The organism is Streptomyces sp. Q6, assembly GCF_036967205.1.
Lineage (GTDB): Bacteria > Actinomycetota > Actinomycetes > Streptomycetales > Streptomycetaceae > Streptomyces > Streptomyces citrinus.
Genome location: NZ_CP146022.1, coordinates 5,949,854 through 5,964,100, shown reverse-complemented (window position 1 = coordinate 5,964,100; position 14,247 = coordinate 5,949,854). Strand labels below are relative to the sequence as shown.

Sequence of the window (14,247 nt, the reverse complement as noted above, 5' to 3'; positions counted from 1 at the left end):
GGGCACCAATGCCTTCACCTGCCTTCCGGGTCCGCTACTTCTTCGTGGTGCCGATGTTGAGGTAGTCGTACTGACCGCTGAAGGCGGCCGTGGACACCAGGTTGGTGGCGTACGGCGACCGGTACAGGAGCACCTTGAAGTAGGTCAGCGGAACGAGGGCCGCCTGCTCCATGACCCGCTTGTCGATCTGCGCGTAGAGCTTGTTGCGCGTGGCCTCGTCGGGCGAGGCGATGGCCTCGTCCAGCCACTTGTCGACCTGCTTGTCCTCGAGCTCCGAGAGCGCGGTGTTGCCGGACTGGCCGATCGCCTTGCTGTTCACGATCTGCTGGAGGAAGCCGTAGCCGGACGGCCAGTCGGCACCCCACTGCATCATCATGATGCCGACCTTGTTCTTCTGGTTGAACTTCGGGACACCGGCGTAGTCGGTGAAGTACTTGCCCGAGGGGTACTGCTTCAGGCTGGCGTCGATGCCGACCTTCTTGAGCGACGCGATGATCGCGGTCGCGGCGTCGACCTCTTCCTGACGGTCGCTGCGCGCGGTGATCGTGGTGCTGATCTTCTTCTCGCCGCAGGCCTTCAGGGCGTCCTTGGCCTTGGCGACGTCACCCTTGTTGCCGGAGGTGGCGTACGTGTCGGCCTTCTCGTAACCGGTGATGTCCGGCGGCAGGACCGTGGTGGCGATGTCACCGCGGATGTCGCCGCCCTCGACGGTCTGGACCGAGACCTTGTCCACCGCGTACTCGACGGCCTTGCGGCACTCGACGTTGGTGAAGGGCTTCAGCTTGGTGTTGATCGCCGCGTAGACGAGACGGCCACCGTAGGTGTTGTCGGTGTTCGCCTTCTTCTTCGGGTCACCGACGAGCTGGGCCTGGGTCTGCGCCTCGACGCCCTTGCCCTGGAGGTCGATCAGGGTGTCGCCGGACTGGAGGTCCTTGTCGATCGTCGACTGGTTGACCTTCAGGTTGACGACGATCTTGTCCGGGTACTGCTTGCGCAGCGGGTCCGTCTTCGGGTCGAAGTTCTTGTTGCGGACCAGGACGACCTGCTTGCCCTCCTGGTAGCTCTGGAACTGGTACGAGCCGGAGGAGACGATGTGCTTGACGTAGTCGATGCCGTCGTCCTTGGCCTTCGGCACCGGCGCGGTCTGCGGCGTGGCCACCAGGTAGTCGAACTCCTGGAAGGCGCGGTTGAGATGGAAGACGATCGTGTTGTCGTCCGGCGTCTCGATGGAGGCCAGGCCCTTGTCGCTCTTGTCCTTGTACGGGCCCTTGTACTTGTCGCCGCCCTCCATGAACTGCTGGAAGTAGTTCGGGCCGAGCGACAGCACGTCACGCGCGAAGTTGGAGCGCTCGACGGCGTACTTCACGTCCTTGGACGTGATCTTCGAGCCGTCCTGGTACTCCAGGCCCGAACGCAGCTTGTACGTCCAGGTCTTGCCGCCGTCCGAGGACTTGCCGGGCTCCGCCGCGAGGTCGGGGACCAGCTTGTTGCCCTCCTCGCCCGGGGCGGGGTTGAACGTCATCAGCGGGCGCGCGTAGAGCCGGCTGAAGTTGTACATGTACGCGTAGTACGTGTTGCCCGGGTCGAACGAGTCGGGGACGTCCGACATCGCGTAGGTGACCGTGCCGCCCTTCTTGGTCGACGCGTTGACGACCTTCTTCGTGGCGGCGTCCGCCCCGGCGGACTTGGTGTTGCTGTCGTCGTTGCCGTCGTCGGCCTTGCTGCAGCCGGCAAGCAGCAGGCTGACGCTGCCTATGGCCGCTACCGCGGCGAGTGATGACCTTCGCATGATGGTCGAATTCCCCTCCATTGTCGGAAACTTGTGGAGCCCTCTGAGCACGGGCTGCGTCAACGGCTGCGCGGGTCGAGAGCGTCGCGGAGACCGTCACCGAGCAGGTTGAACGCCAGTACGGTGACGAAGATGGCGAGGCCCGGGACGATCATGTACTGCGGGTCGACCTGGAAGAAGTTGACGGCCTGGCTGAGCATTCCGCCCCACGACGCCTGCGGCGGCTGGATGCCGACGCCGAGGAAGCTGAGCGACGCCTCGAAAATGATGTTCGTCGGGATGAGCAGCGTCGAGTAGACGATGATCGGCCCGACCAGGTTGGGCAGCAGCTCGCGGAACAGGATGTACGGGCCGCGCGCGCCCATGCCGCGGGCGGCGTCGACGAACTCTCGCTCGCGCAGCGCCAGCGTCTGGCCGCGCACGATCCGGCCCAGGTACGGCCAGTTGAAGAAGCCGATGACGAAGATCAGTACGCAGATGTGCAGCGGCAGCCCGTCGAGACCGAAGGCACCGCCCTGGAGCGTCGCGGAGATGGAGATCGCGAACAGCAGCAGCGGGAACGCGAGGAAGGTGTCCATCAGGCGGCTGATGACGGTGTCCACGCGGCCGCCGTAGTACCCGGCGACGACGCCCAGGATGGCGCCGATCACGTTCGACAGGATGGTGGCGCCGAAGGCCACGACGAGCGAGACCCAGGAGCCTTCCAGGATGCGGGCGAGGATGTCACGGCCGAACTTCGGCTCCACGCCCAGTGGGTGATCGACACTCATGCCGCCCCAACCGCCCTTGGGGAGCGACGTGTTGGGGTCGATGAGGTCCTGGTGGAACTCGTTCGGGTCGAGGCCGAGGAGGTGCTGGAGCGGGCGGGCCAGCACGGCGATGAGCACCAGGAGGATGACGACGACGCCACCGACGACCGCGACCTTGTCCCGCTTGAAGCGGTTCCAGGCGATCCGGCCGAGCGAACGGCCCTCGATGCGCGCTGCCCCGGCTCCGGCCAGCACCGCCTCAGGCTGTGCGTCGGCCGCTGCTGGGGTGGTCTCGATCGGTGCGGTCACGAGCGACTGCCCCTTCCCGGCCGGGGGTGACCGGCCCGCACTTGCCGCTGTGGCGGCCTCGTACTCGAACTGCGTTGCGGGCACCGCGTGGAGAGCGCCTCGCACAAGGACCCGAACGGTCCTGCATGCGGGGAGTCTTCATCGCGGCTGCGATCAGTCGCCAGATCCCCCGGCGAAAGGATGCCTAACCGTGATGCGGTCAGGGGGAATCCGTTATCCGGACGGCCGTGAACGGGGGGCGGACAGTGGGCAGTTGGGTGGTAACCGGCGGCAGAGCGGACATTGCGGTGCAGAGGGCCGCTTCTCTCCCCCAAACGGCTCTTACCTGAAATCGCCGCCGCGCAGCGGGAGTTGAGCGGGGGACAAAGCGGTCAGGTCGACCCCGAACGCGGGGCGGTGCGAGGAGGTACGAGGGCTCAGTACGAGGCGCCGTACGGCGGCGGGTAGCCGTAGCCGCCCGCCGGGGCCGCCGGCGCCGCGTGCGCCTCGCGGTCGTAGAACGGCCGGGCCTGCGCGCGCAGCCACATCGCGACCGGGTCGTACTCGTCCGACATCGCGACGGTCGAGACGGGCAGTCCGTCCGGCACCGCGGGCACGGACTGCTGCATCATCGCGCGCACCGCGTCCACGGAAGCGGGAGACGTGTCGTAGACGTCGAGCCCGATCGCCAGGTACGGGGCACCGAGCGCGGGCTGCACCCAGGCGCGGCGCAGCGAGCGGATCGCGGTGGTGCGGTGCGCGTTCTGCGCCAGCACCGCGTAGAACTGGGGGATCTCGATCGTCGGCTCGCTCAGCCGCAGCGGCCCCGCGGGCTGCCGGTCGAGGCCGCCGGCGATGCGCCGCAGGTCGAGCCAGGGGATGCCGACGCCGCCGCCGGGCGCGTGCGGGTTGAGCCACAGGCCGTAGTGGTCGGGGTAGAGGGTGCGGGCCGCGTCGACACCGCTGACCACCTCGTACGCACGCGACCAGCCGGACGCGGAGAGCTCCTGGGCGGAGGTGACGCAGGGGGCGTAGGAGAAACCGTCCACGTCCATGTTCCCGTACTGGGCGTCGGGCGATCCCGCCTGGCCGTGCCAGAGGAGCATCCAGACCTGCCCGGCCGTCGGGTCGGCGAGGGCCTGAAGCAGCGCCTCATAGGCGTCGTAGCGCCCGGGGGTCACCTGGCGCAGCATGTGCTCGACCTGTCCGGCCGCGGCCGTGCCCGACGCACTCACCCGTAACCGCCCCTTCGTGAACATCCGTGTCCCACCGTGACCGGAGGGCGGTGCGCCGTCCGGTCAGGTCATGAAACCAGCTTAAGCGGCGTTCCTGACACCGACTTGACGGACGGCGTCACGCTTCTCGTACGTAGAACGGACGCACCTGTGCGCGCATCCAGTCCGCGACCGGGTCCTGCGTGACGTCGAGGAAGACGAGGTTCACCGGCCAGCCGACCGGCGCGCGGCCCAGTGCGCGGCCGAGCGCGTCCAGGGGCAGGTCGCGCGCGCCGCCCTCCCACCCGGCCAGTTCCACGCCGACGAACAGGGACGGGTCCGCGTCCTCGACGACGGCCAGGCAGCGCCGGGCACTCAGCACGACGCCGGTCGCGGCGAACTCCTCGCGCACCGCCGAGAGGAAGTCGACGGGGTCGTCCTGCCAGTCCGGCTCGGAGAGCACGACCCGGCCGCCGGTGGACGCGCCGTCCAGCGGGGTGCGGTTGCCGCGGGCCAGCTGGGCCACGGCGGGCGGCGGCAGCGGGACGCCGATCGTGCCGTCCGGGTTCACGGCGATGCCGACCTGGGCGGGCAGGCCGCGCGCGAACTCGACGGCCGGTGCCACGGCGCAGTCCATCCGGCCGCCGGTGACCTGCATGAACTGCTGCTCGGAGCTGAAGACGGGCACGTATGCCTGGCCCTGGATCTCCACCGTGGGCAGGTCGAGGTCGCGGTTGGCGGCGCTGCCGCCCTTGGGCAGCGGGATCCAGACGGGGCTGCGGCCGAGGACCTCGACGATGCGGCCGCCGGCCTCGGGGCGGCCGAGCGCCGCGGCGAGGACCTCCTCCAGCTCGTTCGCGGGCCAGCCCTGCGACGGGTGGCCGTGCGCGCCCTCGTGGCTCGGGGCGTGACCGTGCCCCTGCTCGGCCAGGCCCGGGAGGCCCGGGTTCGTTGGGTCTTCCATAGCTGCTCTCAACCTCTGCTCTGCCCTCGCGCGGCCGCTCCCGCGCGAGGCCGACGATAACGCGTACCCCCTGGGGGACACCGGGCGCAGCCGTCCGGTTGCGCCCGGTGCGTGAGCTCACCGCCGGGCGGCGGTCGTCAGTCCTGCTGGAACGTGATGCCGTTGAGCGCGTCCGTCGCGGCGCGGTCGAGCAGCACCGCCGACTCGATGCCCGCCGGCAGATCGCCCCGCTCGGTCGACGTCACCAGCGCGCCGACCGCCCTGCGGTGCCGTGCGAACGCGTACCGGGACACGCCCCGGCCGCGGTCGCGCTGGCCTTCGAGGGCGGTGTCCGGCGGCACGTCGAGGACCATCAGGTGGACGGACGCGCCGCGCCGCCCCGCCGTGCGCGTCACCCAGCGCCGCACCCACGCCTGGGTGCCGCAGTCGTGCACGACGACGCTGGCGCCCGAGCGCATGGCCCGCCGCAGGCCCACGTAGTGCGCGATACGGACGAGGGGCCGGTACAGCGCGTACGGCACGCCCGGCAGCCGCGCGGCCCAGCGCTCGCGGGTGTCCTGCGAGTCGATGCGCACGACCTGGACGGCCCGCCGCATCAGCGTCGACTTGCCGCTGCCGGGCAGCCCCGACAGGACCACCAGATCCCCCGCGGCGAAACCGATCCGACGCGGAGTGCGGCCGTCGCGGCCGCGCAGGTCCCGCACCGAGCGCTGGCGCGGGACCCGCACACCCGCCACCGCCGCCCCGTACGCCCGCCCGTCTCCCGCCACCGCCCTGGCGAAGAGGAGCCTTCGGGTCCACCCCTCCCCTCCCACTGCTCCCGCTGCCTTCTGCACCGCGATCGCCCTCCCCGTTCCGGTCACGCCACTTCTGCCCGCCAAGTGTAAAGAGAAGGTAATGCCCTACGAGGGGTTTCCCCGTTCCGCGGGCATGCAATGATGTGCGCGCAACTGCATACCGGCCGCTTGAATCCGCGCGGGAGAGTTCTGGTCACGTCTTCGTGGCCGGACGCCGAAGGAGCAAGTTCCTCCCTTGAATCTCTCAGGCCCCGTACCGCGCGGGCGAGGCAGATCTGAAAAGCGGGCCGCCCTCTGACGTACGGCGGTCCCACCCAAGGTGCAAGCCCCTCGGGGCGAACCTCTCAGGTTCCGATGACAGATGGGGAGGACTACCTCGCCATCTGCCATGCCCGGGAGCACCAGCCATGACGCCCACATCCCCTCGCCTGACGTCCCTCGACGCCCTGCATCGTTCGCTCGGCGCCACGATGACCGACTTCGCCGGCTGGGACATGCCCCTGCGCTACGGCAGCGAGCGTGACGAGCACAACGCCGTCCGTACGAAGGCCGGCCTGTTCGACCTCTCCCACATGGGCGAGATCACCGTCACCGGACCGGCCGCCGTCGACCTTCTGAACCACGCGCTGGTCGGCAACATCGGTTCCGTCGGTGTCGGCCGCGCCCGCTACACGATGATCTGCCGCGAGGACGGCGGCATCCTCGACGACCTGATCGTCTACCGGCTCGAAGAGAGCACGTACATGGTCGTCGCCAACGCGGGCAACGCGCAGGTCGTCCTCGACGCCCTCACCGAGCGCGCCGCCGGGTTCGACGCCGAGGTCCGCGACGACCGGGACGCGTACGCGCTGATCGCCGTGCAGGGCCCGCACTCCCCCGCCATCGTGAAGTCCGTCACGGACGCCGACCTGGACGGCCTGAAGTACTACGCGGGGCTGCCCGGCACCGTCGCCGGCGTCGAGGCGCTCATCGCGCGCACCGGCTACACCGGCGAGGACGGCTTCGAGCTGTTCGTCTCCCCGGCCGACGCGGAGAAGCTGTGGCAGGCGCTCACCGAGGCGGGCGCGGAGTACGGCCTGATCCCCTGCGGCCTGTCCTGCCGCGACACGCTGCGCCTGGAGGCGGGCATGCCGCTGTACGGGCACGAGCTCACCACCGACCTCACCCCCTTCGACGCCGGTCTGGGCCGGGTCGTGAAGTTCGAGAAGACCTCCCCCCACGAGCACAGCGACGACTTCGTGGGCCGCGAGGCCCTCGTCGCCGCCGCCGCGCGCGCCGAGTCGAACCCGCCGCGCAAGCTCGTCGGCCTGATCGCCGAGGGCCGCCGAGTGCCGCGCGCCGGGATGCCGGTCGTCGCCGACGGACAGGTGATCGGCGAGGTCACCTCCGGCGCCCCGTCCCCGACCCTCGGCAAGCCGATCGCCATCGCGTACGTCGACGCCGCGCACGCCGAGCCGGGCACCGCGGGCGTGGGCGTGGACATCCGCGGTACGCATGAGCCGTACGAGGTCGTCGCGCTGCCGTTCTACAAGCGTCAGAAGTAGCCCCGGGGCCCCCGCGGCCTCCCCCGCCGTCACCAGCACCTTCCCGCGTACAGGAGAATTCGCATCATGAGCAACCCCCAGCAGCTGCGTTACAGCAAGGAGCACGAGTGGCTGTCGGCCGTCGAGGACGGCGTGGCGACGGTCGGCATCACGGAGCACGCGGCCAACGCGCTCGGTGACATCGTGTTCGTCCAGCTTCCCGAGGTCGGCGACACCCTCACCGCGGGCGAGACCTGCGGTGAGCTGGAGTCCACCAAGTCGGTCTCCGACCTGTACTCCCCCGTCAGCGGCGAGGTCGTCGAGGCCAACCAGGACGTCGTGGACGACCCGGCCCTGGTCAACTCGGCCCCGTTCGAGGGCGGCTGGCTGTTCAAGGTCCGGCTGGCCGACGAGCCGAAGGACCTGCTCACCGCCGACGAGTACACCGAGTTCTCCGGGAGCTGAACCGCACCATGACTGAGAAGTCCGTCCTGAACGAGTCCCTGCACGCCCTCGACCCGGAGATCGCCGTCGCGGTCGACGCCGAGCTGAAGCGCCAGCAGTCGACCCTGGAAATGATCGCGTCGGAGAACTTCGCCCCGGTCGCCGTCATGGAGGCCCAGGGTTCGGTCCTCACCAACAAGTACGCGGAGGGCTACCCCGGCCGCCGCTACTACGGCGGCTGCGAGCACGTCGACGTCACCGAGCAGATCGCGATCGACCGGGTGAAGGAGCTGTTCGGCGCCGAGTACGCCAACGTGCAGCCGCACTCGGGCGCCTCCGCGAACCAGGCCGCCCTCTTCGCGCTCGCCAAGCCCGGCGACACGATCCTCGGCCTGGACCTGGCGCACGGCGGTCACCTCACGCACGGCATGCGCCTGAACTTCTCCGGCAAGCAGTTCGAGGTCGTCCCGTACCACGTGGACGACAACGGCCTGGTCGACATGGCCGAGGTCGAGCGGCTCGCCAAGGAGCACCGCCCGAAGGTGATCATCGCGGGCTGGAGCGCCTACCCGCGCCAGCTCGACTTCGCCGAGTTCCGTCGCATCGCCGACGAGGTCGAGGCGTACCTGTGGGTCGACATGGCGCACTTCGCGGGCCTGGTGGCCGCGGGCCTGCACCCCAACCCGGTGCCGTACGCCGACGTCGTCACGTCCACGACGCACAAGACGCTCGGCGGTCCGCGCGGCGGCATCATCCTCGCCAAGAAGGACTTCGCGAAGAAGCTGAACTCGTCCGTCTTCCCGGGCTTCCAGGGCGGCCCCCTGGAGCACGTGATCGCGGCGAAGGCCGTCTCCTTCAAGGTCGCCGCCTCGGCGGACTTCAAGGAGCGCCAGGCCCGCACGATCGAGGGCGCCCAGATCCTCGCCGAGCGCCTGACCTCGGAGGACGCCCGCGCCCACGGCGTGAACGTGCTCTCCGGCGGCACGGACGTGCACCTGGTCCTCGTCGACCTGCGCGACTCCGAGCTCGACGGCCAGCAGGCCGAGGACCGCCTCCACGCGGTCGGCATCACGGTCAACCGCAACGCCGTCCCGAACGACCCGCGCCCGCCGATGGTGACGTCCGGGCTCCGGATCGGTACGCCGGCCCTCGCCACCCGCGGCTTCGACGCCGACGACTTCCGCGAGGTCGCCGACGTCATCGCGCTCGCGCTCCAGCCGTCGTACGACGTCGAGGCGCTCAAGGCCCGGGTGACCGCTCTGGCCGACAAGCACCCGCTGTACCCCGGCCTGTAGCAATTACGTACGCTTTGAGGCGTACGAACTTTCGGGGCACCCCGCACACTGGGAAGTGAGCAGGGTGCCCCGTGCCACGTCCCTCGTCACGCTGTGCCCCGCTCACCCCGCTTGTCCCGGCAGACAACGGCGTCTACCACCACCATTGGAGTTCCACCGTGGCCATCTCGGTCTTCGACCTGTTCTCGATCGGCATCGGCCCGTCCAGCTCCCACACGGTCGGCCCGATGCGCGCCGCCCGCATGTTCGCGCGACGCCTGAAGAACGAGGGGCTGCTCGACCGCACCGTCTCGATACGCTCCGAGCTCTACGGCTCGCTCGGCGCGACCGGCCACGGGCACGGCACCCCCAAGGCGGTGCTGCTCGGCCTGGAGGGCGAGTCCCCCCGCACCGTCGACGTGGAGCACGCCGACGAGCGCGTGGAGGCGATCAAGGAGTCCCGCCGGATCAATCTGCTCGGCGTGCACGAGATCGGCTTCGACTTCGACGACGACCTGATCCTGCACCGCCGCGAGACCCTGACCTACCACGCGAACGGCATGACGCTGTGGGCGTACGACGCCGACGGCAAGGAGCTGCTCACCAAGACGTACTACTCGGTGGGCGGCGGCTTCGTCGTCGACGAGACCGTGCTTTCTCACGAGGGCGTCGCGGGCGAGAACCCGATCGTGCCGGACGACACCGTCCTGAAGTACCCGTTCCGTACGGGTGACGAGCTGCTGCGCCTCACCCGCGAGACCGGCCTGTCGATCCCCGCGCTGATGCTGGAGAACGAGAAGGCCTGGCGCACCGAGGACGAGATCCGGGCCGGCCTGCTGGAACTGTGGCGCGTGATGCAGGCGTGCGTGTCTCGCGGCATGTCCCGCGAGGGCATCCTGCCCGGCGGCCTCAAGGTCCGCCGCCGCGCGGCCGGTTCGGCCCGCAAGCTGCGCGCCGAGGGCGATCCGCTGGCCCACTCCATGGAGTGGATCACGCTGTACGCGATGGCGGTCAACGAGGAGAACGCGGCGGGCGGCCGGGTCGTCACCGCGCCGACGAACGGCGCGGCCGGCATCATCCCCGCGGTCCTGCACTACTACATGAACTTCGTGCCCGGCGCCGATGAGGAGGGCGTGGTCCGCTTCCTGCTCTCCGCGGGCGCCATCGGCATGCTCTTCAAGGAGAACGCCTCGATCTCCGGCGCCGAGGTCGGCTGCCAGGGCGAGGTCGGCTCGGCCTGCTCGATGGCGGCGGGCGCGCTCGCCGAGGTCCTCGGCGGCTCCCCCGAGCAGGTGGAGAACGCGGCCGAGATCGGCATGGAGCACAACCTCGGCCTGACCTGCGATCCCGTCGGCGGCCTCGTCCAGATCCCGTGCATCGAGCGCAACGGCATGGCGGCGGTCAAGGCCGTCACCGCGGCCAAGATGGCGATGCGCGGCGACGGCAGCCACAAGGTCTCCCTCGACAAGGTCATCAAGACCATGAAGGAGACCGGGGCCGACATGTCCGTCAAGTACAAGGAGACGGCGCGGGGCGGGCTCGCCGTCAACATCATCGAGTGCTGACAGTGCTCAGAGGTTCGCTGCCGCGGACTCCCCCGACGCGCTGCCCGCGAGCCACTGGTCCCAGCTCAGGTTGAAGGCCGCGTAGCCGTTGTCGGCGGGGGCCTTGGCGCGCGGGGAGCCGGTGATCGTGACCGGGTCGCCCTGCTTGACCTGCTGGTAGAACCACTTGGCGTCGGACATCGACAGGTGCACGCAGCCGTGCGAGCCGCGCGCGCTGCCGCTGCCCGGGTTCGGGTCGCCGGTCGAGTAGTGGACGTAGGTGCCGGACTGCGTGAGGTGGACGTCCCAGGGCAGCGTCAGGTCGTAGTAGTTGGGGCTGCCCTTGTCGCAGCTGATACCGACGCTGCACGAGGTCATGTGGACCTTCTCCTGCTTGTCGATGACGGCCATCGTGCCGTTCCAGGTGGGGTACTCGGCGCTGCCCGCGTTGATGGACAGGGTGCGCAGGGTCGCGTTGTTCCTGGTGACCTTCATGGTGTGGCCGCTGACGGAGACGGCGGCGCGGACGTCGTCGCCGACGGTGAACGTGTGCGTGTAGTCGTGGACGCCGTACCGGCCGTTGCCGTTGCTGACGCCCTCCATGTCGGCGACGACCTTCACCTTCGTACCGGAGGGCCAGTACTCCTTCGGGCGCCAGTCGGCGCGCTTGTCGCCGAACCAGTGCCAGGCGCCCTCCACCGGCTGCGAGGCGCTCACCTTCATGTGCTTCTCGACGCCTGCGCGGGCCTTCGCCGCCACGGGGTTGGTGAACACCACCGAGATCGGCATGGCCACGCCGACCTTGGCGCCGGTCTGCGGGGTGATCGTCTCCAGGAGCATCGGCGGGCCCTTGGGCTTGGTCGGCGACGGCTTGGCGCTCGCGCTCGCCTTCCCCTTGCCCGCCCCCTTCCCGTCGTGCCCGCCCGCCGCGTCATCGCTCCCGCCGCCGCAGGCGCTCACGCCTGTCAGCGCCGCGACCGTCACGAGCGCGATTCCTATGCCAGTGCCCTTGCGCCGTCCCACGACCTGCCCCGATCTCCGTCACCCCGGGCCCCTGGACAGGGGCCGACTCCGTACATGTCCGACTCCCTGTGAGACAGCCCGAGCGGCGACGGTAGTTGCATGCGGTGTGGCAAAGCGTGTTCCAAGATTGCGGCCACTCATGCCTGTCGGGTGCTGGCACGATGGACGTTCGACCTCGTCGCCCCACCGACCGGGAGGCCCGCATGATCCGTGGAATCGACGTCAGTTCGCACCAGTCCACGTTCGACGCGGACGGCCTGGCGTTCGTCTTCATCAAGGCGACGGAGGGCCGTTCGTACGTCAATCCGCGGCTGGCCGCCCAGACGAAGCGGGCCCGTGACGCGGGCTGTGTCGTCGGCTTCTACCACTTCCTGTGGCCCGGGAACCTCACGGCGCAGGCCGAGTACTTCGTGAGCAGAGCCCCTGAGAAATCGGGAGACTTGCTGGCCGTGGACTGGGAGACGACGGGAGAGGGCACGCGGGCTTCGAATGCGGAGAAGGACCGGTTCATCAAAGAGGTGAAGCGGCTGCGTCCGGGCCATCGGGTGCTGCTCTACTGCAACCGCGACTACTGGCTGAACAGGGACACGACGTCCTACGCCGGTGACGGGCTCTGGATCGCCGACTACGTCACCGCGGGCAAGCCGCGCATCAAGGCGGACTGGGTGATCCACCAGTACACGGACCGGCCCCTCGACAAGGACGTGGCCGACTTCGCGAGCGCGCAGGCGCTGCGCGAGTGGGCCACGCCCTGACGGGGGCCGGGGCGGCTGCGGGTCAGGCGCGCCACTCGGCGGTGCGGGTCGGGGATGCCTCGTCGAGGGCCTTGCGCACGGACGCCGCGTCGGCGGCCAGGCCGTAGACGGGGGTGCCGGGCTGCTGGCGCCAGGATTCGTCCTGCCCGCCGGCGTCGACCGCGTCGAAGCCGATCTCGTCGAGGAGGGACGTCACGACCTGCTTGGCGGCGGTGTCGTCGCTCGCGATCGGCAGGGCGACGCGGGCCGGGTCGCCCTGCGGGCGGGGCTTGTCGAGGAGGTCGGCGGCGTACGTGCCGTTGAAGACCTTGACGACCTGGTGGCCGAGCTGGCGCTCCGTCCAGCGGCTCTCGGTGAGGCCCTCGTCCTCGATGCCCTCGATCTTCCCGTCGCGCTGCTGGGGGTAGTAGTTGCCGGTGTCGATGACGGTGACATCGGGAGCGGCCGTGTCCAGGAGGCCCTTGGGGAGGTTCGGTACGGCCTTGAGCGGGATGGTGACGACCACGACCTGCGCGTCGCGTACCGCGTCCTCCAGGGTGGCGGGCGTCGCGCCGGTCTCCTCGGCGAGCGCGGTGAGGGTCTGCGGGCCGCGGGAGTTCGCGACGTGCACGTCGTGTCCCGCGGCGGTGAAGCGCCGGGTGAGGTTGCCGCCGATGTTGCCCGCGCCGATGATGCCGATCTTCATGGTGCTCAGCCCTTCAGGAGTTCGCGTTCCGGTCACGCTTCGGAGATTCATGCATGTGCATGGAGTGCGAACCCTCGCGCCCCGCGGGCTATTCCGGCACTGGGCTCAAAGAGTGACGACGATCTTTCCGGTGTGGGTGTTCGACTCCATCAGGCGGTGCGCGTCCCGGATGCGGTCGAGGCCGTCGAAGACCTCCGCGATCGGCGGGCGCAGGCCCCCGTCGCGCAGGCCCGCGTCGAGGAACGCCTCGGCGCGGCGCCTGCCGTCCTCGGGCAGGTCGAAGTTGGCGTAGGTGTGGATGGTCTGCGGCCAGTTCATCGGGAAGGCGATGGTCCCGTTCAGCCAGCCGTAGACCACGATCGTGCCGCGCTTGCGCAACGCCGCGGCGTGGTGCGGGAGGTCGGGTCCGCCGATCGCGTCGAAGAGGAGGTCGGCGCCGTCTCCGGTGATCCGCCGGACCTCCTTCGCCAGGTCGTCGCCGTCGGTGACGACGACGTGCTCGGCTCCGAGGTCGAGCAGGGCCTGCTTCTTCGCCGCGGTGCGGGTCGTGGCGACGGGGATCGCGCCGATCCGCCGGGCCACCTGGATCGCGGCGGTGCCGACTCCGCTGGAGGCGCCGGTGATGACGACGTGGTCGCCGGGGCGCAGACCGCCCGTCTCGACCATGCCGCCATAAGCCGTCGTGTACGTGAGCCAGGCCGCGGCCCCGGTGATCGCGTCGACGGAGGAGTGCCGCGGCACGACCGCCGTCTCGGGCAGCACGATCCGGTCGCCGTAGACGCCCTGCGCGCCCATCTCGATGCCGGGGCCCGTCGTCACGAGGTCGCCGGGCCGGAAGCCGGTGACCTGGTCGCCGACGGCCTCGACGACGCCGGACGCCTCGTAGCCGAGCCGCGATCCGGGGAGCGTCGGCAGGTAGTAGTACTCGCCCGAGCGGAACAGCGCCTCCGCGCGGTTGAGACCCAACGCCTTGACGCGGATGAGGAGTTCGGCGGGACCGGGGCTGCGCAGTGGTACGTCCTCGATGTGCAGGACGTCGGGGCCGCCGAGTTCGTGGAAGAGGACGGCGCGGGCGGTGGCGGGAAGCGTGGTGTGGGTCATGCGTCGACCGTATGGACGCCGGGCGAGACGATCCATGCCTGCCGGTCTCGCTTTCATGTCCGTACGTCTCACCGCCTCAACTCCCGCGCTACGGTGG

At 69.9% G+C, this 14,247-nt stretch carries 13 protein-coding genes and 2 riboswitches; of the genes, 5 read left to right on the top strand and 8 right to left on the bottom strand.

The genetic code is table 11. From position 1 onward, the window contains the following. Nucleotides 1-34: 34 nt before the first annotated feature. The 5 genes from V2W30_RS27805 to V2W30_RS27785 all read right to left on the bottom strand — a co-directional run bounded on the left by V2W30_RS27805 (nt 35) and on the right by V2W30_RS27785 (nt 5,741). Nucleotides 35-1,789, bottom strand: coding sequence for an ABC transporter substrate-binding protein (locus V2W30_RS27805; RefSeq protein ID WP_425244607.1), 1,755 nt, complete (start codon nt 1,787-1,789; stop codon nt 35-37). Nucleotides 1,790-1,848: 59 nt separating this feature from the next. Then, complete coding sequence (locus V2W30_RS27800) at nt 1,849-2,847, bottom strand: ABC transporter permease (RefSeq protein ID WP_338700767.1); 999 nt, start codon at nt 2,845-2,847, stop codon at nt 1,849-1,851. A 416-nt stretch (nt 2,848-3,263) separates the two neighbouring features. After that, nucleotides 3,264-4,061, bottom strand: a complete 798-nt coding sequence (locus tag V2W30_RS27795; protein WP_338700765.1) for an enhanced serine sensitivity protein SseB C-terminal domain-containing protein — start codon at nt 4,059-4,061, stop codon at nt 3,264-3,266. Between the two features lie 118 nt (nt 4,062-4,179). Further along, complete coding sequence (locus tag V2W30_RS27790) at nt 4,180-5,004, bottom strand: enhanced serine sensitivity protein SseB (RefSeq protein WP_338700763.1); 825 nt, start codon at nt 5,002-5,004, stop codon at nt 4,180-4,182. A gap of 137 nt (nt 5,005-5,141) precedes the next feature. Beyond that, entirely contained in the window at nt 5,142-5,741 is a 600-nt protein-coding gene (locus tag V2W30_RS27785; protein ID WP_338703782.1) for an AAA family ATPase, read from the bottom strand. Nucleotides 5,742-5,970: 229 nt separating this feature from the next. Further along, a riboswitch (glycine riboswitch) is annotated at nt 5,971-6,070 on the top strand. Continuing rightward, a riboswitch (glycine riboswitch) is annotated at nt 6,071-6,172 on the top strand. A gap of 36 nt (nt 6,173-6,208) precedes the next feature. Here V2W30_RS27785 and gcvT point away from each other — a divergent pair. The 4 genes from gcvT to V2W30_RS27765 all read left to right on the top strand — a co-directional run bounded on the left by gcvT (nt 6,209) and on the right by V2W30_RS27765 (nt 10,607). Next, nucleotides 6,209-7,345: a glycine cleavage system aminomethyltransferase GcvT gene (gene gcvT / locus V2W30_RS27780; RefSeq protein WP_338700761.1), complete on the top strand. Its 1,137-nt coding sequence runs from the start codon at nt 6,209-6,211 to the stop codon at nt 7,343-7,345. 66 nt (nt 7,346-7,411) lie between these two features. Then, the gene (gene gcvH, locus V2W30_RS27775) at nt 7,412-7,789 is read left to right on the top strand and encodes a glycine cleavage system protein GcvH (RefSeq protein ID WP_338700759.1); all 378 of its coding nucleotides are present in this window, start codon (nt 7,412-7,414) and stop codon (nt 7,787-7,789) included. 8 nt (nt 7,790-7,797) lie between these two features. After that, complete coding sequence (gene glyA, locus V2W30_RS27770) at nt 7,798-9,063, top strand: serine hydroxymethyltransferase (RefSeq protein WP_338700757.1); 1,266 nt, start codon at nt 7,798-7,800, stop codon at nt 9,061-9,063. A gap of 158 nt (nt 9,064-9,221) precedes the next feature. Next, nucleotides 9,222-10,607 (top strand): L-serine ammonia-lyase, encoded by a 1,386-nt coding sequence (locus V2W30_RS27765; RefSeq protein WP_338700755.1) that lies wholly within the window; start codon nt 9,222-9,224, stop codon nt 10,605-10,607. A gap of 6 nt (nt 10,608-10,613) precedes the next feature. Here V2W30_RS27765 and V2W30_RS27760 read toward each other — a convergent pair whose 3' ends face one another. Next, the gene (locus V2W30_RS27760; protein WP_338700753.1) at nt 10,614-11,609 is read right to left on the bottom strand and encodes a L,D-transpeptidase; all 996 of its coding nucleotides are present in this window, start codon (nt 11,607-11,609) and stop codon (nt 10,614-10,616) included. A 203-nt stretch (nt 11,610-11,812) separates the two neighbouring features. Between V2W30_RS27760 and V2W30_RS27755 the strand changes: the two genes are divergently transcribed. Then, nucleotides 11,813-12,364 (top strand): glycoside hydrolase family 25 protein, encoded by a 552-nt coding sequence (locus V2W30_RS27755; protein WP_338700751.1) that lies wholly within the window; start codon nt 11,813-11,815, stop codon nt 12,362-12,364. A 22-nt stretch (nt 12,365-12,386) separates the two neighbouring features. On the opposite strand, the gene V2W30_RS27750 is transcribed toward V2W30_RS27755, so the two are convergent. Then, nucleotides 12,387-13,085, bottom strand: coding sequence for an NADPH-dependent F420 reductase (locus V2W30_RS27750; protein WP_338700749.1), 699 nt, complete (start codon nt 13,083-13,085; stop codon nt 12,387-12,389). Nucleotides 13,086-13,154: 69 nt separating this feature from the next. Beyond that, complete coding sequence (locus V2W30_RS27745) at nt 13,155-14,150, bottom strand: zinc-dependent alcohol dehydrogenase family protein (protein ID WP_338700747.1); 996 nt, start codon at nt 14,148-14,150, stop codon at nt 13,155-13,157. Nucleotides 14,151-14,247: the final 97 nt, after the last annotated feature.